The 23,733-nt window shown below is 63.7% G+C and carries 20 protein-coding genes; 3 read left to right on the top strand and 17 right to left on the bottom strand.

What is annotated here, in order from left to right; translation table 11 throughout:
• Positions 1-116 precede the first annotated feature (116 nt).
• Together H3H39_RS05410 and H3H39_RS05405 are read right to left on the bottom strand one after the other, a co-directional pair.
• A complete protein-coding gene (locus H3H39_RS05410; RefSeq protein WP_182152297.1) occupies positions 117-1,088 on the bottom strand; it encodes a DNA-3-methyladenine glycosylase 2 in 972 nt (323 codons plus the stop codon).
• Positions 1,085-1,984, bottom strand: coding sequence for a DMT family transporter (locus H3H39_RS05405; protein WP_182152295.1), 900 nt, complete (start codon positions 1,982-1,984; stop codon positions 1,085-1,087). Before H3H39_RS05405 ends, H3H39_RS05410 begins: the two co-directional genes overlap by 4 nt.
• Before the next feature lie 173 nt (positions 1,985-2,157).
• Here H3H39_RS05405 and H3H39_RS05400 point away from each other — a divergent pair, with 173 nt between their 5' ends.
• Complete coding sequence (locus H3H39_RS05400; protein WP_182152293.1) at positions 2,158-2,298, top strand: hypothetical protein; 141 nt, start codon at positions 2,158-2,160, stop codon at positions 2,296-2,298.
• A gap of 20 nt (positions 2,299-2,318) precedes the next feature.
• Here H3H39_RS05400 and H3H39_RS05395 read toward each other — a convergent pair whose 3' ends face one another.
• From H3H39_RS05395 to H3H39_RS05325, 15 genes are all read right to left on the bottom strand, one after another.
• The gene (locus H3H39_RS05395) at positions 2,319-2,750 is read right to left on the bottom strand and encodes a surface-adhesin E family protein (protein WP_182152291.1); all 432 of its coding nucleotides are present in this window, start codon (positions 2,748-2,750) and stop codon (positions 2,319-2,321) included.
• 14 nt (positions 2,751-2,764) lie between these two features.
• Entirely contained in the window at positions 2,765-3,877 is a 1,113-nt protein-coding gene (locus H3H39_RS05390) for a M48 family metalloprotease (RefSeq protein ID WP_182152289.1), read from the bottom strand.
• 14 nt (positions 3,878-3,891) lie between these two features.
• Positions 3,892-4,341 carry a dUTP diphosphatase gene (dut, locus tag H3H39_RS05385; RefSeq protein ID WP_182152287.1) on the bottom strand — a complete coding sequence of 150 codons (450 nt, stop codon included), beginning with the start codon at positions 4,339-4,341 and terminating at the stop codon, positions 3,892-3,894.
• A gap of 43 nt (positions 4,342-4,384) precedes the next feature.
• Positions 4,385-5,605 carry a bifunctional phosphopantothenoylcysteine decarboxylase/phosphopantothenate--cysteine ligase CoaBC gene (coaBC, locus tag H3H39_RS05380; protein ID WP_182152285.1) on the bottom strand — a complete coding sequence of 407 codons (1,221 nt, stop codon included), beginning with the start codon at positions 5,603-5,605 and terminating at the stop codon, positions 4,385-4,387.
• Between the two features lie 15 nt (positions 5,606-5,620).
• Positions 5,621-6,127, bottom strand: coding sequence for a signal peptidase II (lspA, locus tag H3H39_RS05375; protein ID WP_182152283.1), 507 nt, complete (start codon positions 6,125-6,127; stop codon positions 5,621-5,623).
• Between the two features lie 87 nt (positions 6,128-6,214).
• A complete protein-coding gene (gene ileS / locus H3H39_RS05370) occupies positions 6,215-9,106 on the bottom strand; it encodes an isoleucine--tRNA ligase (RefSeq protein ID WP_182152281.1) in 2,892 nt (963 codons plus the stop codon).
• A gap of 70 nt (positions 9,107-9,176) precedes the next feature.
• Positions 9,177-10,160, bottom strand: a complete 984-nt coding sequence (locus H3H39_RS05365) for a bifunctional riboflavin kinase/FAD synthetase (RefSeq protein ID WP_182152280.1) — start codon at positions 10,158-10,160, stop codon at positions 9,177-9,179.
• A gap of 183 nt (positions 10,161-10,343) precedes the next feature.
• Positions 10,344-11,564, bottom strand: coding sequence for a tetratricopeptide repeat protein (locus H3H39_RS05360; protein WP_229217876.1), 1,221 nt, complete (start codon positions 11,562-11,564; stop codon positions 10,344-10,346).
• Between the two features lie 136 nt (positions 11,565-11,700).
• On the bottom strand, positions 11,701-12,132 hold the full coding sequence (locus H3H39_RS05355) for an ExbD/TolR family protein (RefSeq protein ID WP_182152278.1): 432 nt from the start codon (positions 12,130-12,132) through the stop codon (positions 11,701-11,703).
• Positions 12,133-12,201: 69 nt separating this feature from the next.
• Positions 12,202-12,630 carry an ExbD/TolR family protein gene (locus H3H39_RS05350; RefSeq protein WP_182152276.1) on the bottom strand — a complete coding sequence of 143 codons (429 nt, stop codon included), beginning with the start codon at positions 12,628-12,630 and terminating at the stop codon, positions 12,202-12,204.
• Between the two features lie 5 nt (positions 12,631-12,635).
• Positions 12,636-13,541: a MotA/TolQ/ExbB proton channel family protein gene (locus H3H39_RS05345; RefSeq protein WP_220461437.1), complete on the bottom strand. Its 906-nt coding sequence runs from the start codon at positions 13,539-13,541 to the stop codon at positions 12,636-12,638.
• Positions 13,542-13,620: 79 nt separating this feature from the next.
• Complete coding sequence (locus H3H39_RS05340) at positions 13,621-14,280, bottom strand: energy transducer TonB (protein WP_182152550.1); 660 nt, start codon at positions 14,278-14,280, stop codon at positions 13,621-13,623.
• A 502-nt stretch (positions 14,281-14,782) separates the two neighbouring features.
• Entirely contained in the window at positions 14,783-16,321 is a 1,539-nt protein-coding gene (locus H3H39_RS05335; protein WP_375540405.1) for a SpoVR family protein, read from the bottom strand.
• Positions 16,321-17,589 carry a YeaH/YhbH family protein gene (locus tag H3H39_RS05330; RefSeq protein WP_182152272.1) on the bottom strand — a complete coding sequence of 423 codons (1,269 nt, stop codon included), beginning with the start codon at positions 17,587-17,589 and terminating at the stop codon, positions 16,321-16,323. The genes H3H39_RS05335 and H3H39_RS05330 overlap by 1 nt, the downstream gene beginning before the upstream one ends.
• 79 nt (positions 17,590-17,668) lie before the next feature.
• A complete protein-coding gene (locus H3H39_RS05325) occupies positions 17,669-19,591 on the bottom strand; it encodes a PrkA family serine protein kinase (RefSeq protein WP_182152271.1) in 1,923 nt (640 codons plus the stop codon).
• 550 nt (positions 19,592-20,141) lie between these two features.
• Here H3H39_RS05325 and H3H39_RS05320 point away from each other — a divergent pair.
• Together H3H39_RS05320 and H3H39_RS05315 are read left to right on the top strand one after the other, a co-directional pair.
• A complete protein-coding gene (locus H3H39_RS05320; RefSeq protein ID WP_182152269.1) occupies positions 20,142-21,149 on the top strand; it encodes an adenosine deaminase in 1,008 nt (335 codons plus the stop codon).
• Between the two features lie 12 nt (positions 21,150-21,161).
• Positions 21,162-23,696 (top strand): ABC transporter permease, encoded by a 2,535-nt coding sequence (locus H3H39_RS05315; protein ID WP_182152267.1) that lies wholly within the window; start codon positions 21,162-21,164, stop codon positions 23,694-23,696.
• Positions 23,697-23,733: the final 37 nt, after the last annotated feature.

Here is a 23,733-nt window from a genome sequence, read left to right as displayed (position 1 = left end):
CGCGTCGTCCCGCGCCGTGCGAACGGGAGCGCGGTCATGTCATCTACCGGCGCCGGGCGCCGTGGCAGTGGACCGGGGAATAAGTGGCGCGGGACCGGGCACCAAGCCTCGGCCCCTCAGCTCTGTGGCGTCGTGTCCTGCCCATTTGCGGGTGGATGCAGGCTGGCCCACAGGTGGGCGGCGGCCATGGTGCGGTGGGGGCGGTAGCGGGCCAGGAATTGTTCGGTGCGCGCCAGGTCGGGCTTGTCCTGCTCACCCAGTAAGCGCTGCAGCGCGGCGCGCACGGCCACGTCGCCATGCAGCGAGCAGTCGGCATAGCCGTAGCCGCGCAGCAGGCCATAATTGACGGTCCACGGGCCGATGCCTTTCACGGCCAGCAGTGCGGCCGATACTTCCTCGATGCCATAATCCGGCCCCAACGCCAGCCGCAGTTCGCCGCTGGCCACCAATTGCGCCAGGCGCAGCACGGTCTCGGCCTTGGCGCGCGAAAATTTGCGTGTCGTGAGCACGTCCGGTCCGAGCTTGGCCGCGCTGCTCGCGTCCGGGTAGCACCACAGGCCGGAACTGTGCTGGCGTCCCGCCTGCAGGATAAAGGTGCGGCGCAGGGCGATGGCGAACGGCAGGTTGATTTGCTGGCCGATGATGGCCCAGGTGAGCGCTTCGAACACGGTGGCCGACTGCACCACGCGCAGGCCTGCCTGTGCGCGCGTGAGGGGGCCGAACAGGGGATCGGCGGCCGTGAACTCGGCGAATGGCTGGGGATCGATGCGCAGGCCCAGCACGGCGTCGGCGGCGGCGCGGGCGTAGGCCACGATGGCTGGCGTGCAGGGGCCGTCGGCCAGCACGGTGCAGGTGGCGCTCGATCGCGCGCCGGTGTGCGCGCGGTCGTGCTCCATGTCGGGCGCGAGGTTGAGCGCAATCTCAAGCACCACCGGCACACCGTCGAGCAGCATGCCTTTGCGCAGCTGCCGTGCGCTGACCTGCTCGGCCACGCTTTCCGCGTCGCGCCGGTGGAAGGCCAGCACGTCGTCCAGCCGGTAGCTGGCCGGCAGCGGCAGCGTGAATTGTGCGGCGGCGGACTGCGTCATGTCGCGCTGGCCTTGCGCGGCGCGCCCAGGCTGGGGCGGAAGCCCGTCACCAGCGCCGTCCCCAACAGCACGATGGCGGCACCGGCCCAGGTGTACCAGCCGGTCGTCTCGCCCAGGAACAGCACGCCCCACAGGATGCCGAACATGGGGCTGAGGAAGGTCACCGTGAGCGCGGACGCCGGCCCCACATCCTCGATCAGGCGGAAGTAGATCAGGTAAGCCACGCCGCTGCACAACACGCCCAAGGCCAGCACGGCGCCCATGATGCCGATGGTGGGCGTGGCCGGCGCCGGGAACCACGGCAGTACAGGCAGCACCAGCAAGGTGGCGGCCCACATGCTGCCGTGGGCGTTGGCGAACGGCGGCACCGCTTGCGCCGATTTGGCCGACTTGGCGTAGTTGCTGGCGATGCCGTAGTTGAAGGAGGCGAACAGCACGGCCGCGATGGCGATGCCGGCGCCCGGGCCAGCGCTCACATGGTCGAAGCTGACCAGCAGCGCCACCCCGGCCGCGCCCAGCAGCAGCCCCGCCACCACGGTGGGCGACACCATGCGGCGCGACCAGGCGGCGCCGATGACGGCGCCCCACAGCGGTGTGCTGGCGTTGAGCACCGCCATCAGCGAGGCGGACAGGCTGCGCGCGGCGTACGCGAACAGCAGGAAGGGCAGGGCGGAATTGAACAGGCCCAGGATCAGGTAATGCTTCCAGTGCTGGCGCAAGTTCAAGGGCTTATGCAGCGTCAGCGCCACAATGGCCAGGAACAAGGCGGCGAACAGCACCCGGTACTGGATCAGCAGCCCCGCGCCCAGCACCGGCGCGGCGATGCGCATGAACAGGAAGGAGCCGCCCCAGATGGCGGCCAGCAGGATCAGTCGGAACAGGTTGGCGGTGCTCATGGACGGCGTCCCATTGAAAAAGCGTGATTGTCGGGTATCGGCGGCGTGCGCGCCACCTGGTTCTTGCTGTTGAACTCATGGGCCGTGCGGGCTAGGCTGCTCATGTCGGTGGCCCGCCCCGGATGCAGCCATTCGACTATACTATGGCTCTCCAAAGCCTGCAGGAAGCCCTGATGACCCAATCCGCCAACCACGATGACGGCAATCCCAAGTTCGGGCGCCTGCTGATCGTGCTGATCATCGCCGTGTTGTTCTGCGTCGCCCTCACGTGGGTGATGGGCGCAGTGTTCCCCGACTTCCCCAACTTCAAGTAGATGGCAAGAGGCGTCGCCCGCTAGCGGCGGCGGCATACGGCGGCCAGCGCGGCCGCGTATGGGCTGCCGGGGGCGATGGCTTCGGGGCTGAATTGTTCGAAGCGGTAGTTCTCCACCGGCTCGCCACGGCCCATCGCTTCGGGATAGTAGATCTGCGCCTGCAGGATAGCGCTGCGCGCCCCGCATACATACACGTGCTGCGCCTTGATGGAGCGGAATGGTTTGCCGCCCGGCGTGTTCTGCGGGCGGCGGAAGCTGCGCAGCGTCCACGCCCGCCGGCCCTGTTCCAGGCGCGCGATGCTGGCCCGGTCCAGGTACAGCGTGGCGCCTTCGGCCCGTCCCACGCGGTGCCAGTGGGTCCGGTGGTGGGCCGCGCTGCCATGCGCCCCTTTCGCCGCCTGCGCCGTGCCGCAGCAGATCAGCAGCAGCAAGGGCAGGAGCAGGGCGCGCATGACTGGCTCCCGGATCAGGGCAGCAGCGGCTTGCGGGCGGCCTGCTTGGCCTTGATCTCGGCCACCGTCTTGTCGATCACGCCCAGCCGGTAGCTGGTGGCGGGATGGATGGCCGTGTAGCCGTTCAGTACCGTCGGCGGGTACTGGCCGGCCAGGCGCTGCCAGAAGGCGTGCGCGTGTTCGATGTTGTAGCCGGCGCGGGCCAGCAGGTACAGCGCCAGGTAGTCGGCCGCCGCGTCCAGATCCTGCGGCACGGGCTTGATGCCGGCGCTGCCGATCAGCAGCGAAGTGTCGGGCCGTACGGCCACCAGGTTGTCGATCATGCCGCCCACGGTGTAAGCCTGGCGCGTGGTGTTGGCGTGGCCCAGCACGTTGTGGGCGATGTCCTTGGCCAGCACGAAGGCGATTGCCTCGTCGCTCTGGGCGAAGTTGACCATGCCGCGCGTGATCAGCACGCGCTGGCCGTCCGAATAGGAATTGATGTTGTCCGCGTTGCCCAGGTCGACCTTGAAGGCGCAGGCGCGGGTGACGGGCACGGTGATGGCCCGCACGGCGCTGCCCCGGCGCACGGTGATGCTGAGCGCGGAATGGCGGCCCACCAGCGGACCGAGGATGCGGGCGGCCTGGGTTTCCGCATTGGGACCAGTGGGCAGCGGCTGCGCTTCTACTGACACCAGCTCGTCGCCCTTGCGCAGGCCGGCGCGGGCGGCGCCGCTGCCGGGCAGCACGCCCGACACCTGCAGCTGTTCGCCGTAGCCCAGCGCGGCCTGGGCCGCGTCGGCGAATTCACCGGGATAGGAGTACTTGTTCTTGGCCGTGAAGCCCAATAATTCGTGGGCGTGGGTGCGGCACAGGTCCGCGTTGTTGATCAGCAGCGGCGCCACGATCTGGTACAGCCGTTCCTGGGTGGCCACCATGCGGCTCACCGTGTCGCGCGCTTCCAGCATGCGGGCCGTGACCACCACCGGTTCGGGCGCCGGCGCGGGGCGCGTGATGGTGGGCGCGGGCGCCGGCGGCGCCGTCTTGAACATGGAGCAGGCCGACAGCAGCAGCACCGCCGTCATGGCGGCCCATGGTTTGGCGATTTGGCGGCGCGGTGCGCCTGGCTGCTGGCCGGAGTGAGGCATGGTCTGTCCTGTCCTTAGTGTTTGCCGGTGCTGCCGAAACCGCCCGCACCGCGTTCGCTGGCGTCGAAATCCTCGACGATATTAAACCCGACCTGCAGCACCGGTACGATGATCAATTGCGCCAGGCGCTCCATGGGCTGCAGCGTGAAGGCGCTGTGGCCGCGGTTCCAGGTCGATACCATTAACTGGCCCTGGTAGTCGGAATCGATCAAGCCTACCAGATTCCCCAGCACAATGCCGTTCTTGTGGCCCATGCCGCTGCGCGGCAGGATCATGGCGGCGTAGCCAGGATCGGCCACGTGGATCGCCAGGCCGGTGGGAATCAGCACGGTCTGGCCGGCCTCGATGACGATGGGGGCGTCGATGCAGGCGCGCAGGTCCAGGCCGGCGCTGCCGGGCGTGGCGTAGGCGGGCAGCATGTCCTTCATGCGTGGGTCGAGGATCTTGACGTCGATATTTTTCATTGTTGCGGTTTCAGGTGATTCAGGTGGTGATGGAGCGCAAGCGTCACTGGAACAGCGAGTACTTGTCGATCCGCTTGGAGATTTCGCATACCAGCTGGCGCGCCAGCGTGAGCTTGTCGGCGCGCGGCAGGATGGTGTGGCCGTTTTCGTCGAACAGGATGATGGTGTTGTCGTCCTGGCCGAAGGTGTGGTGGCCGATATTCCCGACCAATAGCGGGATGCCTTTCTTCTCGCGCTTGACGGCGCCGTATTCGAGCAGGTTTTCCGATTCGGCGGCAAAGCCCACGCAATAGGGATGGCCGGCCAGCGAGGTGCGGGCGGCCACCGTGGCCAGGATGTCCGGGTTCTGTTCGAATTTGAGTTCGGGCACGGAGCCGTCGCCCTTCTTCTTCATTTTCTGGGCGCTGCTGTTGGCCACGCGCCAGTCGGCCACGGCCGCCACGGCCACGAACACGTGCTGGCCTTCCACGGCCGCCATCACGGCGTCGTGCATCTGCTGCGCGCTTTGCACGTTGACGCGCTGCACGCCGTAGGGCGTGGGCAGGGCGGTGGGGCCGGAGATCAGCAGCACCTCGGCCCCCGCTTCGCGCGCCGCGCGCGCGACCGCGTAGCCCATCTTGCCGGAAGACAGATTGGTGATGCCGCGCACCGGGTCGATGGCTTCAAACGTGGGGCCGGCCGTGACCAGGATGCGCTTGCCGGCCATGGTCTTGGGCTGGAAGGCGGCGATCACTTCCTCCAGCAGCTGCTGCGGTTCCAGCATGCGGCCCAGGCCCACTTCGCCGCAAGCCTGTTCGCCGGCGCCGGGGCCGAAGAGGACGATGCCGTCCTCGCGCAGCTGGGCCACGTTGCGCTGGGTGGCCGGGTTCTGCCACATCTCCACGTTCATGGCCGGCGCGATCAGCAGCGGCAACTGGCGTGGGCGGGCCAGACACATGGTCGACAGCAGGTCGTCGCACACGCCGTGGGCCAGCTTGACCATGAAGTCGGCCGAGCAGGGCGCGATCAGGATGGCGTCGGCGCCACGGGTGACGTCGATGTGGGCCATGTTGTTGTCCACCCGCGGATCCCACTGGCTGGAGAACACGGGCCGTCCCGACAGGGCCTGCATGGTGACAGGTGTGATGAAGTGGGCGGCGGCGTCCGTCATCACCACCTGCACGCTGGCACCCTGGCCAGTGAGCAGGCGGCACAGTTCGGCCGCCTTGTAGCAGGCCACGCCGCCGGACAGGCCGAGGACGATTTTCTTACCGGTGAGGTCCATGCTGGTGCTCCGTGCTTAGCGGTTCACGCGGCGCAGTTCATCGAGGATGAACAGGCCGGCGCCAAGGCAGATGGCCGAATCGGCGAGGTTGAACGCCGGGAAGTGGCCGAATGCCTTGTGGTGGAAATCGAGGAAATCGATCACGTGGCCATACAGCAGGCGGTCGATCACGTTGCCGATGGCGCCGCCCAGGATCAGGGCCAGGGCCCAGCAGAACAGGCGCTGGCCGCCATGCTTCTTGAGCAGGAAGATGATGTAGGCCGCCGCGCCGAGCGCGATGGCGGTAAAGAAGTAGCGCTGCCAGCCGCCCGCGTCGCGCAGGAAGCTGAAGGCGGCGCCGGGATTGTAGGCCAGCACCAGGTTGAAGAAGGAGGTGACGACTTTTTCCTCACCGAGCGTAAACAGCTTGGTGATGGTGATCTTGGACAGCTGGTCGAGCAGGATCACGATGGCGGCGATGCCCAGCCATGGCGTCAGGCTGGATTGGGGTTTGGCGGAAAAGCGGGATTTGTTGGTGGCCATGGAATGTCGGTTGGTTTCGTGACCGCCGCCGCGCCGTGCGCAGCGGGTGCTGGGCGGCGCGGCGGCGGAGGCAGGCATAGTACAGACTTAAGCGAACTTGCGGCGCTCGCCTGCGCCGAACAGGTTGCTGTGGCAGCGGCCGCACAGGGTAGGGTGGTCGGCGTGGCTGCCCACGTCGGCGCGGTAGTGCCAGCAGCGCTCGCACTTATCGGCGGCCGATGCGGCCACTTCCACCGTTTCCTCCGCTTCGCCCGCCACCTTGGCCACCTTGGCCTGCGAGGTGATGAACACGAACTTGAGGTCATCTTCCAGGCTGGCCAGCAGCGCGTACTTGTCGCCGGCCGCCTTGATGCTCAGTTCCGCCTGCAGCGACGAACCGATCGCGCCCGAGGTGCGCAGGTCTTCCAGTTGCTTGGTGACGTCGGCGCGCACGGCGCGCAGGGCCTCGTACTTGGCCAGCAGGGCGGCGCCATCGGCCAGTTCCGGCAGTTGCCACCAGGTCTGGGTGAAGATGGTTTCGTCGCTGGCCTGGAACGAGGCCGGGCCGGCGAAGATGGCCCATGCTTCTTCGGCCGTGAACGACAGGGCCGGCGCCATCAGGCGCAGCAGGCTTTGCGTGATGTGCCACAAGGCCGTTTGCGCCGAACGGCGGCCGTGCGAAGTCAGGCCCGAGGTGTACAGACGGTCCTTGAGGATATCCAGGTAGAAGCCGCCCAGGTCTTCCGAGCAGAAGTTCTGCAGCTTGGAGACGACCGGATGGAATTCGAACTGTTCATAGTGCTGCGTGATCTGCGCCTGCAGCGCGCCCATGTTGGCGATCGCGTAGCGGTCGATCTCCAGCAGTTCGGCCACCGGCACGGCATGCTGCGCCGGGTCGAAGTCGGAGGTGTTGGCCAGCAGGAAGCGCAGCGTGTTGCGGATGCGGCGATACGATTCCGTCACGCGCTTGAGGATCTCGTCGGAGATCGACAGTTCGCCCGTGTAGTCGGTGGCGGCTACCCACAGGCGCAGGATATCGGCGCCCAGCTTGTTGGACACGTCCTGCGGCGAGACGGTGTTACCGACCGACTTGGACATCTTCTTGCCTTCGCCATCGACCACGAAGCCGTGCGTGAGCAGCGCCTTGTACGGTGGGGCGCCGTTCAGCATGGACGACGTCAGCAGCGAGGAGTGGAACCAGCCGCGGTGCTGGTCCGAGCCTTCCAGGTACAGGTCGGCCGGGAAGTGGGACTGCTGCTGGTGCGAGCCGCGCAGCACCGTCTGGTGCGTGGTGCCGGAGTCGAACCACACGTCCAGCGTGTCCTTGTTCTTGTCGTAGTGGGCCGCCTCGTCGCCGATCAGGTCTTTCAGGTCCAGTTGCAGCCAGGCGTCGATGCCGCTCTTTTCGATCAGCTTGGCCACCTGTTCCAGCAGTTCCGGGGTGCGCGGGTGCAGTTCACCCGTTTCCTTGTGCACCACGAAGGCCATCGGCACGCCCCACTGGCGCTGGCGCGACAAAGTCCAGTCGGGACGGTTGGCGATCATGCCGTGCAGGCGCGCCTGGCCCCAGTCCGGGAAGAACCGGGTGGCGTCGATGCCCTTGAGGGCCGTCTGGCGCAGGGTCGGGCCGCCATCCTTGGGATGCACGTCCATGCCGGCGAACCACTGCGAGGTGGCCCGGTAGATGATGGGGGTCTTATGGCGCCAGCAGTGCATGTAGCTGTGGTCGAACATCTTCACTTCGAACAGCGCGCCTTTCTCCTTCAGGGCCGCGCAGATCGGCTTGGACGCTTCCCAGATCGTCATGCCGCCGAACAGGGGCAGCGATTCGGCGTATTTGCCGTCGCCCAGCACCGGGGTCAGGATGGCGTCATCCTTCATGCCGTGCGCCTTGCAGGAGATGAAGTCGTCCAGGCCGTAGGCGGGTGCCGAGTGCACCACGCCGGTACCGCTTTCGGTGGTCACGTAGTCGGCGATGTACATCGGCGACAGGCGGTCGAAGAAGGCGTCGCGCGCGTGCAGCGGATGGCGGAAGCCGATACCGGCCAGGGCCTGGCCGTCGCAGGTGGCGATGGTGGTGCCTTCCAGCTTGTAGCGGGCCAGGCACGACACGGCCAGGTCCTGCGCCAGGATCAACAGCAGCGGCTGGCCGTCGCGCACGGTTTCCACCAGCGCGTATTTGACTTCGGCGTGCACGTTCAGGGCCTGGTTGGACGGGATGGTCCACGGCGTGGTGGTCCAGATCACGATGAAGCCGTTCTCGGTCGGCAGCTTATCGAGGCCGAAGGCGGTGGCCAGCTTGTCGTACTCGGCGAACTTGAAGCCCACGTCGATGGCTGGATCGCGCTTGTCGGCGTATTCCACTTCCGCTTCGGCCAGGGCCGAGCCGCAATCGAAGCACCAGTTGACGGGCTTCAGGCCGCGATACACGAAGCCCTTCTCCAGCAGCTGGCCCAGGGCGCGCAGCTCGTCGGCCTCGTTCGAGTAGTTCATGGTCAGGTAAGGGTTTTCCCACTCGCCCAATACGCCCAGGCGGATGAAGTCCTTGCGCTGGCGCTCCACCTGTTCGTGGGCGTAGGCACGGGCCTTGGTCAGCACGTCGGCCGTGGGCAGGTTTTTACCGTACAGTTTTTCGATCTGGATCTCGATCGGCATGCCGTGGCAATCCCAGCCCGGCACGTAGGGCGCGTCGAAGCCGGCCAGGGTGCGCGACTTGACCACCATGTCCTTGAGGATCTTGTTGACGGCGTGGCCGATGTGGATGTCGCCGTTGGCGTACGGTGGGCCGTCGTGCAGCACGAATTTCGGCCGGCCGGCGGCCGCCTTGCGGATGCGCTGGTAAATCTTCTTGTCCTGCCATTCCTTGACCCATTGCGGCTCGCGCTTGGCCATGTCGCCGCGCATGGGGAAGGGGGTTTCCGTCATGTTGACGGGGTATTTGCTCTCGGGCTTCTTGCCTTGCTTGTCTTGTTTCGGATTGGCTGGTTTGTTATCGGACATGTTTATCTTCTAGGTGACGTCTATCGTATTTGCTTGGGAGTGCCGGCGCGTTTGGCTTTGCGTTGCGCACTCAAATTCGGTCGGTGGCGCCGGTCGCGCCATTGCTCGCGCCGGCGTGCTCGCGGAACCAGGCGCGCGCCTGCTCGGCGTCGCGATCGATGGCGGCCGTCAGCGTGGGCAGGTCCACATATTTTTCCTCGTCGCGCAGCTTGTGCAGGAATTCCACCCGCACCTGGCGGCCGTAGCAGCTCTGGTTAAAGTCGAATACGTGCACTTCCAGCAGCACCCGGCCGCTGTCCTCCACCGTGGGGCGCACGCCCAGGCTGGCCACGGCTGGCAGCGGCGCGTCGGCCAGGCCGTGCACCTGGACGATGAAGATGCCGGCCAGCGCGGGCCGGTGCGGCACCCGCAGGTTGAGGGTGGGGAAGCCCAGCGTGCGGCCCAGTTTCGCGCCGTGGATCACGTGGCCGGAGATGGCGTACGGGTGGCCCAGCAACTGTTGGGCGTGGGCGAAGTCGCCGGCGGCCAGCGCGGTGCGCACCGCCGAGGACGAGATGCGGATCTCGCCATTCATCACGGTGGGCAGGGTTTCGACCTGGAAGCCGTAGTGGCGGCCCGCCTCCTGCAGCAGGGCGACGTTGCCGGCGCGCTTGGCGCCGTAGCAGAAGTCGTCGCCCACCATCAGCCATTTGACGTGCAAGCCGTCGACCAGCACTTTTTCCGTGAACTCCTGCGGCGTCAAGGCCGCGAAGTGTTCCGAGAAGTGCTCGACGATGACGCGGTCGATGCCGTTGTTGTCCAGCGATTGCAGCTTGTCGCGCAAGTTGGCGATGCGGGGCGGGGCCTTGGACAGGTCGCCGGCACGGCGGGCGAAGAATTCACGGGGGTGGGGTTCGAACGTCATCACGGCCGCTTCCAGGCCGAGCCGGTCGGCGGCGGCGCGCACATGCGCCAGCAGGGCCTGATGGCCCCGGTGCACGCCGTCGAAGTTGCCAATTGTCAACGCGCACGGCGCGCGCGCCGCCGCGTTGGGGAGTCCGCGAAATACCTTCATGGGATGTGAGGAAAACTGTCGCTAAATGGAGGATTATACGGACTGTTTGGACTAAGCACAGCCGCAAGGGGCAGTGAGGGGCCGATTTCGGCCCTGTAAACGCAAAAAGCGCGGATAAACCGCGCTTTTTAGAGGGACGGATCGAGAACCGGCCGGAGCCGCCCTTGATCGCCTCCCACCACCTTACATTGGGTGATTGATCTGCAGCGTCCAGTAACGGGCCAGGTCGGCGGCGCCGTCCGTGCCCTTGACCGTCTTCAGCGTCGCCAGGGCGGCCGCTTTCTTGCCGGCCTGAGCCTGGGCGATACCCAGGTGCAGCTTCAGCTCTTCAGGGTGCTTGGCCTCGTCCATCTTGGCGGCCTTGGTCATCAGATCCAGGCCCTTATCGACCTTGCCTGCCGTGACCATACCGAAGCCCAGGTTGCTCAAGCCATCGGCATCCTTGTTCTTGGTCAGTTCCGCTTCCTGCGCCGCGGCCGTCTTCTCGCTATCGGCGGCCGTCTTGACAGCCAGGTCCTTCAGGCGCTGGTGGCGGGCCGCGTCGGAACCGACGCCCAGCACATTCTTCTTGTAACCCTGGTCGATCACTTTCAGGGCTTCAGCCGGATTGCCAGCTTGCAGGGCCAGCTGGCTCATTTCCATGTATTCGCCCGGCTTGGCCAGCAGGCCGTTGGCCAGGCGCAGGCGCAGCACGTCCAGCGACAGGGTGCCCGAGAAGCCAGGCTTGCCCGACACGCGGTTCAGCAGGTCGGCCCAGTAGCTGGTCTTCGGATAGGAACCGGCCAGTTTTTCCAGGGTCTGCACGTAGCCGGCCTTGTCGTTCTGTTTCAGCTGGATATTGGCCAGCATCTGCAGCGAGCCTTCGCTGTTGGCGTGCGACGATTGCAGTTCCTTGGCCGCTTCCGCGTATTTGCCGCTGATGTAGTAGGTCTGTACCAGCAGTTCATGCATCTGCGGATTGTCGCCGTCTTTGAGCGAGCGCTGGATCCAGATGATGGCTTTCGGGTAGTCCTTGGCGCGGTAGTAGATGCCGGCCAGGGCCTGGGTGAATTTGGGGGCTTCGGCAGGCGACAGCTTGCCGGAATTGATCACCGCTTCGAAGGCCTTGGCGGCGGCGTCGTTATCGCCGGCGGCGGCGGCGGCCGAAGCGCGGGTGCGCTCGATCATGTAGATTTCGTTGGGGGTCTTGCCGCCCACGGCGTCGGCTTCCTTCAGCTTGGCCAGCGCTTCCTTGTTCTTACCTGCCTGTGCCAGTTTCTGCGCTTCCTGCAGGGGCTTGCCGATTTCCGCGCGCACGGCGTCGGCGGCGTAGGCGACCGGGCTCAGGCCAACGATGGGAGCTGCCGCGGTGAAACCGATGGCGGCCATTACCAGGCCGAGATGAGCGAGACGAAACTTGGTCATGGGGAGGAATCTTTCTTCAAAATGCGAAATAGGCAGGATAATCCTGCCTATCATTGCTGTAAAGGGAACGTACTGCAGAAGTGCTCAAATAGTCCATGGCGTCGGAGTGGCGCCATGGTCACTTTGAACCAACTTCTTATTGGAACTGTTCGTTGCCGACCAGGCCAATCTTGGTCACGCCCAGACGCTGGGCCGAAGCCATCACGCCTGCCACAACCTTGTACGACACCAGCTTGTTGGGGCGCAGGTGCACTTCCGGCTGGTCGGCTTGCGCCGCCACATCCATCAGTTTCGCTTCCAGGGAGTGACGGTCAGGAATGACCGCGTTGTCCCACAGAATCGTACCGTCGAAGTCCACGTCGATGGTGACCACAACGGGTTCCTTGGTCGGTGGCGGCGGGGTGCCGACCGGCATGTTCAAGTTCACCGAGTGGTTAGCCTTAGGAATCGTGATGATCATCATGATAATCAGCACCAGCATCACGTCGATGAGGGGCGTCATATTCATTTCCATCATTGGTTCCGGATCCGCGCCTTGGGCGCCGCCCGAACCGACATTCATACTCATGGTGTTTCCTTTTAAGAAGGGGGCTGGATCCGCCCCGGCGCGCTGTGGCCGTCCGGGGCGGGCAGGGCATTAACCCTTATCAGGCGGTTCGGTGATGAAGCCGACCTTCTGGATACCAGCACGCTGGGTCGTGTAAATCACCTTGCCGATCGCTTCGTAGCGCGTTTCCTGGTCGCCACGTACGTGTACTTCCGGCTGCGGCAGCTTGACTGCTTCCAGCTTCAGAAAATCGAACAACTCATTCGTGTCCTTCATTTTCTTCTGATTCCAGTAGATGTCGCCATCCTTGCTCACTACGATGTTGACATCTTCCGGCTTGGTCTGAATAACCTGGTTGGCTTCTTCTGGCAGCTTGATCTTGATCAGCTTCAGAACAACCGGGCTCGTGATCAGGAAGATAATCAGCAGAACCAACATGATGTCCACGAGGGGCGTCGTGTTGATTTCCGACATGACTTGATCTTCATCTCCGCTATCGGAGCCTACGGACATCGACATGATGATTACCCGATCTTTTTAGCGCCGGCGGCACGGCCAGCTTCGCTGGTGGACATGGCGCCCGAGATCAGCACGGAGTGCACGTCGGCGCTGAAGGAACGTACGTCTTCCATGGCGGCCTTGTTACGACGCACCAGCCAGTTGTAGCCCAGCACGGCAGGAACGGCGACGAACAGACCGAAGGCGGTCATGATCAGCGCTTCACCCACAGGACCTGCCACTTTGTCGATCGACGCGTTACCGGACATGCCGATGGCGATCAGTGCATTGTAAATACCCCACACGGTACCGAACAGACCGATGAACGGTGCGGTCGAACCAACGGTTGCCAGGAACGACAGGCCATCTTGCAGACGCGACTGGACTTTGTCCACAGCGCGCTGGATCGACATGGTGACCCAGGTCGACAGGTCGATTTGTTCCAGCAGGGCGCCGTCGTGGTGCGCGGTGGCCTTGGTGCCGGTTTCAGCGATGAAACGGAAAGGCGAGCCATCGGTCAGCGCGGTCGAGCCAGCGGCGATCGACGAAGCTTTCCAGAACTTGGCCGACGTTTCTTTCGACTGTTTGAAGATCTTCATCTGGTCGATCAGTTTGGTGATGATGATGTACCACGAGCCCATCGACATCAGCGACAGGATGATCAGGGTGCCGCGCGACACGAAACCGCCGTTCCAGACCGCTTCGAAGCCGTATGGGTTTTCCACTTCTTCCTTGGTGACCTTGGCGGCTGGAGCGGACGCTTCCGGTGCTGCTGCTGCCGCATCCGCTGCAGGCGCTGCTGCTGGTGCCGAAGCGGCTGCCGAAGCTGGCGCGTCTTCAGCCATGGCTGGTGCGCTTACCAGGGCGGTAGCTGCGGTCACCGAAAACAGCACAGCGGCCAGTACAGCGGACAAACGGGTATTCTTAAACATGCTTCCTCCAAATTGATAAAATAATCAGATCGCTGAATGTAGGTTAACAACGAACTTCGGTGAGACGAGAGGTCTCGGTTTACTCCAGCGTCCAAACGTATTGCACTTGCGTCCACGACTGTTCTGGCTTGCCGTCGGTCATGCCTGGCTTGAATTTGCATTTGCTAATCCCTGCCACGGCCGCTTTGTCCAGTTCTCTGAAACCACTCGATTTCAGGACCTTGGATTCGAGTACGTGACCGTCCGTGCCCACCAGGAACTGTAAGGTCACCGTACCGGTTTCTTCGTTGCGCAGCGATGACTTAGGCCATTCTGGTTTTGCGCAAGCGTTGAAATCGTAAACTGCTGGAATATGCACCGACTTGGCCGGGCCAGGAGGGGCTGCCGGCGGGGCCGGTGGCGCCTTCTGCAGGTCATTCGTCGCCGGTTTCACGTTGGTCGCGTTGGCGATCGTGTTTTGTACCGGTGGCGGTTGCTGCACGTTCACCTCAACTGGCGGGATGAAAGGCGGCGGTGGCGCTTTCATTTCCGGCGGCGGGGGTGGCGGTGGGAGCTCTTTCGGTGGAGGAGGTTTCACTTCCTCGATAATCTTGGTTTCAACCGGCTCGATCATCTTGCTGACCATCCGTTTGCCCAAGCCTGACACGATCCCGTAAGCGACCAGGATGTGCAGAAGAACCACGATTGTGATGCCTGTTACGTTCTTCCCGGCGCTTTTCTCGTTGTGCGTGAAATTCATGCCTGCTTTCTCCAATACCAACTCTTTTTTGTTGCTACCAAACCCCAAAATGGCGACACAAAACAACAGTCGCATCCGGGACGTCGGCGAATTATACATACGAATTCTTGATTTTACATAGAATTTTCAAGCCTAAAACCGGTTAAATTTCATGCGCTTAGCCTCTGTGGGCGGTGCTTTGTTGCGGTGCGTCTGCACCGTTCTGGTACAAAAAGCAAGTAACTTCAGCGCGTTTTTGATGCAAGATAATTGAGAGCGTTACTTTGTTTTTCAAATTCAAATAACGCGGAATTTTGTGTGGCAGATTTTTTGTATATCGATGGAAAATTCTGTGATTTCCGTTGCTTCGATGAAACTTGTTCTGAATGCGCTATACAAATTTCATCAAAAAAAATTTGACTTCCGCACCGCAGCATGCATTGCCGATTCAAACCGGGTTGAGAACGGCGGCCTCCGCGCGCATGGGGGAGGCCGCCGGGGCGGCCGTTGGGCGGCTGCCGGGTCAGCTGTTGCGGGCCCGTTTTTCGCGCTTGACTTCCAGCGAGCTGACCACTTCGCCGCTCGGACTCACCGTTTCCAGGTGCACGTCGAAGCCCCACAGCCGCGCCACGTGCTTGAGCACTTCGTTGGCCTGCTGGTTCAAGGGCCGGCGCTGGAACTGGGTATGGCGCAGGGTGAGTGCGCGGTCGTCGCGGGTATTGACGGACCACACCTGGATATTGGGCTCGCGGTTGCCCAGGTTGTACTGCTCGGCCAGTTGCTGGCGCACGTAGCGGTAGCCGAGGTCGTCGTGGATGGCTGACACGGCCAGCTTCTCGTTGTTGTCGTCGTCGAGCACGGCGAAGAAGTGGAATTCCCGGATCAGCTTGGGCGACAGGTATTGGGCGATGAAGCTTTCATCCTTGAAATTGCGCATCGCGAAGTCCAGCGTCTTGCGCCAGTCGCTGCCGGCGATGTCGGGGAACCATTCCTTGTCCTCGGCCGTGGGATGCTCGCAGATGCGGCGGATGTCCGTCATCATGGCGAAACCGAGCGCGTACGGGTTGATGCCGCTGTAATAAGGGCTGTTGACGGGCGGCTGGTAGACCACGTTGGTATGGCTCTTGAGGAATTCCATCATGAAGCCGTCGCCCACCACGCCCTCGTCATACAACTGGTTGAGGATGGTGTAGTGCCAGAACGTGGCCCAGCCCTCGTTCATCACCTGGGTCTGGCGCTGCGGGTAGAAGTACTGGGAGATCTTGCGCACGATGCGCACCATCTCGCGTTGCCACGGTTCCAGCAGCGGCGCGTACTTCTCGATAAAGTACAGCAGGTTTTCCTCGGGCTCGGGCGGGAAGCGGTGGTTGGTCTTGTCCACTTCCTCTTCCTCGCGCCGCGGCACGGTGCGCCACAGCTCGTTGATCTGGGACTGCACATAGGCTTCGCGTTCCTTCTGGCGCGCGTATTCCTGGGCCAGCGACAGCTTGGCCGGGCGCTTGTAGCGGTCCACGCCGTAATTCTGGATCGCGTGGCAGGAATCGAGCAGCAATTCCACGGCGTCGATGCCATGCCGCTGTTCGCACTCGGCGATGTAGTTCTTGGCGAACACCATATAGTCGACGATGGCTTCGGCGTCGGTCCAGGTGCGGAACAGATAGTTGCCCTTGAAGAAAGAATTATGGCCATAGGCCGCGTGCGCGATCACCAGCGCCTGCATGGTCAGGCTGTTCTCCTCCATTAAATAGGCGATGCAGGGGTTGGAATTGATGACGATCTCGTAGGCCAGCCCCATCTGGCCGCGCTTGTAACCCTTTTCCGTGGCCAGGAAGTGCTTGCCGAACGACCAATGGTTGTAGGACACGGGCATGCCGACGGACGTGTAGGCATCCATCATCTGCTCGGCCGTGATGATCTCCAGCTGATTGGGATAGGTGTCCAGTCCGAAATTCTCGGCCACCCGGCGGATTTCCTCGTGCGCCTGCTCGATCAGGTCGAACGTCCATTCCGATTGTTCCGGCAGGGCGTTGGGGTGGCGCGGTTTTTTTAGCATCTGGTTCATCATTTCGGCTGCTTCTTGAAAAGTTCACGGAACACCGGGTAGATGTCAGCCGGCGTGACGATTTTCTGCATGGCGAAATTGGGATGGTGGTCGGGCACCTGGGCGTATTGCTCCCACAGGTTTTGCGGCGGCCCGTCCGTGATCTCGACATAGGTGTAGTACTGCACCTTGGGCATGATGGTGTTGATCAACAGTTGGCGGCACAGCACGGAATCGTTGTCCCAGTTGTCGCCGTCCGAGGCCTGGGCCACGTAGCTGTTCCACTGGCCGCCGCCGTAGCGCTCGTCGATGATCTTGGTGAGCAGGTGCAGCGCCGACGACACCACCGTGCCGCCCGACTCGCGCGAGTGGAAGAATTCCTCCTCGTCCACCTCGGCCGCGGCCGTGTGGTGGCGGATGAAGACCACGTCGATCTTGTCGTAGGCCCGCTTGAGGAACAGGTAGAGCAGGATGAAGAAGCGCTTGGCCGTATCCTTGCGCGTCTCGTCCATGGAGCCCGACACGTCCATGATGCAGAACATCACGGCCTGGGTCATGGGCTTGGGCACCTTGATGCGGTTGCTGTAGCGCAGGTCGAACGGGTCGATGTAGGGTATCGCCAGCAGCCGCGTGTGCAGGTGGTGGATCAGTTTTTTCAGTTCCACCACGCGCGGATCTTCCAGCGGGGCGCCGGCCAGCAGCAATTCCTCCAGCTCGCGCTCGGCTTCGATCACCCGCTTGCGCGACGTGCCGCCCACGGCGATGCGCCGCCCCAGCGCGCCGCGCAAGGAGCGCAGCACGTGGATGTTCGAGGGCGTGCCCGACACCGTGTAGCCGGCCCGCTGGTTCTTGAATTCCGTGGTGGCCGTCAACTGGGTCTTGACCATGTGCGGCAATTCCAGGTCTTCGAAGAAGTAATTCATGAATTCTTCGCGCGACAATTCGAAGATGAAATCATCCTCGGTCAGCTGGTCACTATTGCCGGCCTTGCCGCGGCCGGCCCCGCCGCCACCCTTGGGCCGGTTGATCAGGTCGCCTTTCTGGTATTCCTCGTTACCGGGGTTGATGGTCTCCCACACACCGCCATGGGCGTGGCCGAACGACGGCTCGCCCACGTCCTTGACGGGAATGGAGACTTTTTCACCGTTCTCGATATCGGTGATGGAACGGCCCTTGATGGCGCGCCCCACGGCGTCCTTGATCTGAGCCTTGTAACGGCGCAGGAAACGCTCGCGGTTGACGGCGGACTTGTTCTTGCCCTGCAAACGACGGTCGATGAGGTAAGTCAAAAGATGCCTCCTGCTGCTATTGATCCGGCGGTCGGGGCGGGACGCGCGCGGCGCGTCCCGGCTGAAGCCCACAACCGTCTTACGACGACTTCCTCACGCGCAAGTACCATTCGCACAGCAGGCGCACCTGCTTGGCCGTATAGCCTTTTTCCACCATGCGCGCCACGAAGTCGGCGTGCTTGTTGGCGTCCTCGGCGCTGGCCTTGGCGTTGAACGAGATCACGGGCAGCAATTCCTCCGTGTTGGAGAACATCTTCTTCTCGATCACGGTGCGGAACTTCTCGTAGCTGGTCCAGGCCGGGTTCTTGCCCCCGTTGTTGGCCCGCGCCCGCAGTCCGAAGTTGACGATCTCGTTGCGGAAGTCCTTCGGATTGGAAATGCCGGCCGGCTTCTCGATCTTCTCCAGCTCGTTGTTGAGCGACTCGCGGTCGAAGCTCTCGCCCGTGTCCGGATCGCGGTATTCCTGGTCCTGGATCCAGAAGTCGGCGAACGTCACGTAACGGTCGAAGATATTCTGGCCATATTCGGAATAGCTCTCCAGGTAGGCGGTCTGGATTTCCTTGCCGATAAATTCCACGTATTTCTGCGCCAGGTACTCCTTAATATAGGAGAAGTATTTCTGTTCCGTCTCGGGCGGGAATTGTTCCCGTTCCACTTGCTGTTCCAGCACGTACAGCAGGTGCACCGGATTGGCCGCCACTTCCGTCGTGTCGAAGTTGAACACCTTGGACAGGATCTTGAACGCGAAGCGGGTCGACAGGCCGTTCATGCCTTCGTCCACGCCCGCGTAGTCCATGTATTCATGGATGGACTTGGCCTTGGGATCGGTATCCTTGAGGTTCTCGCCGTCGTACACCAGCATCTTGCTGTAGACGCTGGAATTCTCCGGTTCCTTCAGGCGCGACAGAATGGCGAACTGGGCCATCATCTTCAGGGTGCCGGGCGCGCATGGGGCCTGGTACAGCGAGGAATTGGCCACCAGCTTGTCGTAGATCTTGATCTCGTCCGTCACGCGCAGGCAGTACGGCACCTTGACGATGTAGATCCGGTCCAGGAACGCTTCGTTGTTGCGGTTGTTCTTGAACGACTTCCATTCCGATTCGTTGGAGTGGGCCAGGATGATGCCGTCGAAGGGGATGGCGCCGAAGCCTTCCGTGCCCTTGTAGTTGCCTTCCTGGGTGGCCGTCAGCAAGGGGTGCAGCACCTTGATGGGGGCCTTGAACATTTCCACGAATTCCATCAAGCCCTGGTTGGCCAGGCACAGGCCGCCCGAATAGCTGTAGGCGTCCGGATCGTCCTGGGCGTAGTCTTCCAGCTTGCGGATGTCGACCTTGCCCACCAGCGAGGAGATGTCCTGGTTGTTCTCGTCGCCCGGTTCGGTCTTGGAGATGGCCACCTGTTTCAGCACGGACGGATAGCGCTTGACGACGCGGAACTGGTTGATGTCGCCGTTGAATTCATGCAGGCGCTTGACGGCCCATGGGCTGGGGATGTTGCGCAGGTAGCGCCGCGGGATGCCGTAATCCTCTTCCAGGATGGTGCCGTCCTCTTCCTCGTTGAACAGGCCCAGCGGCGATTCGTTGACGGGCGACCCTTTCAGGCAATAGAAGGGCACATGTTCCATCAGCGACTTGAGCTTCTCCGCGATCGACGATTTGCCGCCGCCGACGGGACCGAGCAGGTACAGGATCTGCTTGCGTTCCTCCAGGCCCTGGGCCGCGTGGCGGAAGTAGGACACCACTTGCTCGATCACTTCCTCGGTGCCGTAGAACTCGCGGAACGCGGGGTAGATCTTGATGACCTTGTTGGCGAAGATGCGTGACAGCCGGGTATCGTTACGGGTGTCGACCAAGGTCGGCTCGCCGATCGCGGCGAGCATGCGCTCGGGGGCGCTGGCGTAGGTCAGGCGGTCCTTCTTGCACAGGGCAAGATATTCCGACATCGACATTTCCTCTTCGCGAGTCCGTTCGTACCGTGCGGCGTAGTTGTCAAAAATGGTCATTTGAATGTCCTTTAATGTAAGCCTACAAGTCACTGTGTCCCGGCAGTCGGTGTTGTGGTCTCTGCCTGATTTTCTTGGTCTTTACTGACTCCTGATGGTTTTTGTTGTTCTCGTCCGCTTCCCTGTGGCGGTCCGGATTGCCCGGCCCTTGGAGCTGACGTTTATCGCCGCGCGATGGATGTTGGCCGGCTTTATGTTAGTTCGTCGTAACGCATCTTACGTCTATGAAATTTATCATTGCTCTATTGGTTCAGGAAGTCAAGCGCTATGTCACTTCATTCTTAATAATACTTTATAAGCCATTGATTCTAAAAGATTAAAATGAGCGGCTTATGGTATTTTCAATGTGTTTTTGATGGCGTTTCCGGCGTTTTTCCGACCCATGGATATCACCATATCACGGCTGCCGAGAGCGCGCATCACACGCCGCGAAATGAGAAATGGCGCCGCAACAGCGGCGCCCGCCCGCAGGCGCGGCGCGCATGCGCTAAGATGGCTGTTGATGGCTGTAACAACGCCGCGTCAACCCTGCCAGACCAAGGAAAAAAACATGATGAACGACCAATTGCGCGCCGCATTGCAACAGATGCCCAAGGCCGAACTGCACATCCACATCGAAGGCTCGCTGGAGCCGGAACTGATCTTCGCGCTGGCCGAGCGCAACGGCGTGGCGCTCGCTTATCCGTCCGTGGAAGCGCTGCGCGCAGCGTATGCCTTCACCGACCTACAATCGTTCCTCGACATTTACTATGCCGGCGCCAGCGTGCTGCTCAAGGAGCAGGACTTCTACGACATGACGGCCGCCTACCTGCGCCGCGCCGAGGCCGACAATGTGCGCCACACGGAAATCTTCTTCGACCCGCAAACCCACACGGCGCGCGGCGTGCCTATGCAAACCGTGATCGACGGCATCTACCGCGCCTGCCAGGACAGCCCCGTGAGCGCCACCCTGATCCTGTCGTTCCTGCGCCACCTGTCCGAGGAGGACGCGTTCGCCACGCTGGAGGCGGCGCTGCCGTTGCGTGACAAGTTCATCGGCATCGGCCTCGATTCGTCCGAAGTGGGCAACCCGCCCGAGAAATTCGCGCGCGTGTTCGCCCGCTGCCGCGAGCTGGGCTTCCACCTGGTGGCCCATGCGGGCGAGGAAGGCCCGCCGGCCTACATCGAGACGGCGCTCGACGTGCTGCATGTGGAGCGCATCGACCACGGCGTGCGCTGCCTGGAGGACGCGGCCCTGACGGCGCGCCTGGCCCGCGAGCAGGTGGCGCTGACGGTGTGCCCGCTGTCGAACGTCAAGCTGTGCGTGTTCGACCGTATGGAGCAGCACAATATGGTGCAGTTGCTGGACGCCGGCCTGATGGCCACCATCAACTCGGACGACCCGGCATATTTTGGCGGCTACATGAACGCCAACTTCCTGGCCACCTTCGAGGCGCTGCCGCTGGGCCTGTCGCACGCCCAGCGCCTGGCCCGTAACAGCTTCGCGGCGGCCTTCCTGCCGGCCGACGTCAAGCAGCGCTACCTGGACGAGGTGGACGCCTTCTTCGCCCAGCTGTAAGGCGGACGCGGCATGCTGACCCTGGCCCTGAAGATGACGGCGCGCGACTGGCGCGCCGGCCAGTTGCGCTTCCTGCTGGTGGCGTTGACGGTGGCGGTGGCGGCGTTGGCCGCGTCCGGTTTTTTCATCGACCGCCTGCGCACGGGCATGGAGCGCGACGCGCACCAGTTGCTGGGCGCGGACGTGGTCATCAACGCCGACCTGCCGGTGGACCCGGCCTGGCGTGCGGAAGCGCAGCGCCGTGGCCTGCTGCTGGCCGACACGGTCGGTTTCGCCAGCATGGCGCAAGCCGGCGAGGGCGCGCAGTCGCAGGCCCAGCTGGCCGCGCTGAAAGCGGTCAGCCCCGGCTACCCGCTGCGCGGGCAACTCAAACTCAGTGACGACCCGGCCCAAGCCGAGCAAAGCATAGGCCAGCCCGCCGCCGGCATCCCCGCCGCCGGCACGGTGTGGCTCGATCCCGGCCTGCTGGGTAGCCTGAACGTGGGCCTGGGCGGCACGATCCGGCTGGGCGACCGCGCGTTCACGGTGGCGCGGCTGATTTCCGCCGAACCGGACCGCGGCGCCGGCTTCCTCAATTTCGCGCCGCGCGTGATGCTGGCCCTGTCCGACCTGGAAGCCACCCATTTGATCCAGCCCGGTTCGCGCGTGAGCTACCGGCTGCTGGTGGCCGCGCCCACGCCGGCCCAGGCGGAACAGGCCGCCGCCTACGGCCTGTGGCTGCAGGAGCAGATCCAGCGCCATAACGTGAAGGGCGTGCGGATCGAATCGCTGGAGACGGGGCGGCCGGAAATGCGGGCCACGCTGGACCGGGCCGAGCGCTTCCTGGCGCTGGTGGGCCTGTTGTCGGCGCTGCTGGCCGCCGTGGCCGTGGCGATGGCCGCGCGCCGCTTCATGCTGCGCCACCTGGACGCCTGCGCCATGCTGCGTTGCCTGGGCCTGAGCCAGAACCAGGTGACGGCGTTGTACCTGATCGAATTCCTGGTGGTGGGCCTGGCCGGCAGCGCGCTGGGCGTGGCGATTGGCTACGCGGCCCATTATGTGCTGCTGCAGGCGCTGGGCAGCCTGGTGGCGGTGGCGCTGCCGCCGCCCACGGTGGCGCCGGCCTTGCAGGGACTGGCGGCCGGCATGCTGCTGCTGGTGGGCTTCGCGCTGCCGCCCGTGCTCCAGTTGCGCAACGTGCCGCACAACCGCGTGATCCGGCGCGAGCAGGCCGCGCCCCAGCCGCTGGCGCTGGCCACCTATGGCCTGGGGCTGGCCAGCTTCGTCGTGCTGCTGCTGTGGCAGGCCGGCGATACCCAGCTGGCGCTCTACACGGCGCTCGGTTTCGTGGGCGCGTTCGCCCTGTTCGGCCTGGCCGGCTGGCTGGGCCTGGCCGCGCTCAAGCCGCTGCGCGGCGCCATCGACCATCAAAGCTGGCGCTTCGCGCTCACTTCCTTGCAGCGCCGGCCCGGCGCCACGCTGGTGCAGATCGTCTCGCTGTCGCTGGGCTTGATGGCGCTGTTGTTGTTGACGGTGGTGCGGGGCGATTTGATGACAGCTTGGCGCAACGCCACGCCGGCCGACGCGCCCAACCGTTTCATCATCAATATCCAGCCTGAGCAGCGCGACGAACTGGCGGCCCGCCTGGCGCGCGCGGGCGTGCACGAGGCGCCCCAGTTCCCCATGATACGGGGCCGGCTGACGGCCGTGAACGGCCAGCCCGTGACGGCCGACACCTACACGGAAGACCGCGCGAAAAACCTGGCCGACCGCGAATTCAACCTGTCCACCATGACCCAGCCGCAGCAGGGTAACCGCATCAGCGCAGGCGCCTGGTTCGCTGACCGGCCCGGCGTGGCCGAAGCGTCGGTGGAGGAGGGGATCGCCAGGACGCTGCGCTGGAAGCTGGGTGACAAGCTGCGCTTCGACATCGCCGGCGCGCCGGTGGAGGCCACCATCACCAGCCTGCGCAAGCTGGAGTGGGGCTCGATGCGGGTCAACTTCTTTGTGATTCTCAATCCGCATGCGCTGCAAGGCACCTCGCAAAGCTGGATCACGGCCTTCCATCTGCCGCCCGGGCAGGGCGCGCTGATGAATGCCTTCACGCGCGACTATCCCAACCTGACCATCGTGGACGTGGGCGGCTTGCTGCGTCAGTTGCAAGCGGTGCTGGACCAGGTGGTGGCGGCCGTGGAATTCCTGTTCGCGTTCACGCTGGCGTCGGGCGTGCTGGTGCTGTATGCGGCGTTGATGGGATCGCAGGATGAGCGCAGCCGCGAGGCGGGCCTGCTGCGGGCGTTGGGCGCCACGCGGCGCCAGTTGTCGCAGGCGCAATTGATCGAGTTCGCGCTGGTGGGGGGATTGGCCGGCCTGCTGGCGGCCACCGGCGCGGCCGCCATGGGCTGGGGCCTGGCCACTTACCAGTTCAAGTTCGACTGGACTTTCCAGCCCACCGTGTGGCTGGCCGGCTTGCTGGCCGGGGCGCTGTGCGCCATGGTGGGCGGCTGGCTGGGCTTGCGCCGCGTGCTGCGCCGGCCGCCTTTGCAGACGCTGCGCGAGGCGGCCTGACGGCGCTGTGATGGGGGCGTCGATGATGTGTGGACGG

This window comes from Rugamonas apoptosis (assembly GCF_014042355.1).
Taxonomy (GTDB): Bacteria; Pseudomonadota; Gammaproteobacteria; order Burkholderiales; family Burkholderiaceae_D; genus Rugamonas; species Rugamonas apoptosis.
The sequence above is the reverse complement of the archived record's forward strand: the minus strand, read 5'-3'. Positions and strand labels throughout refer to the sequence as shown.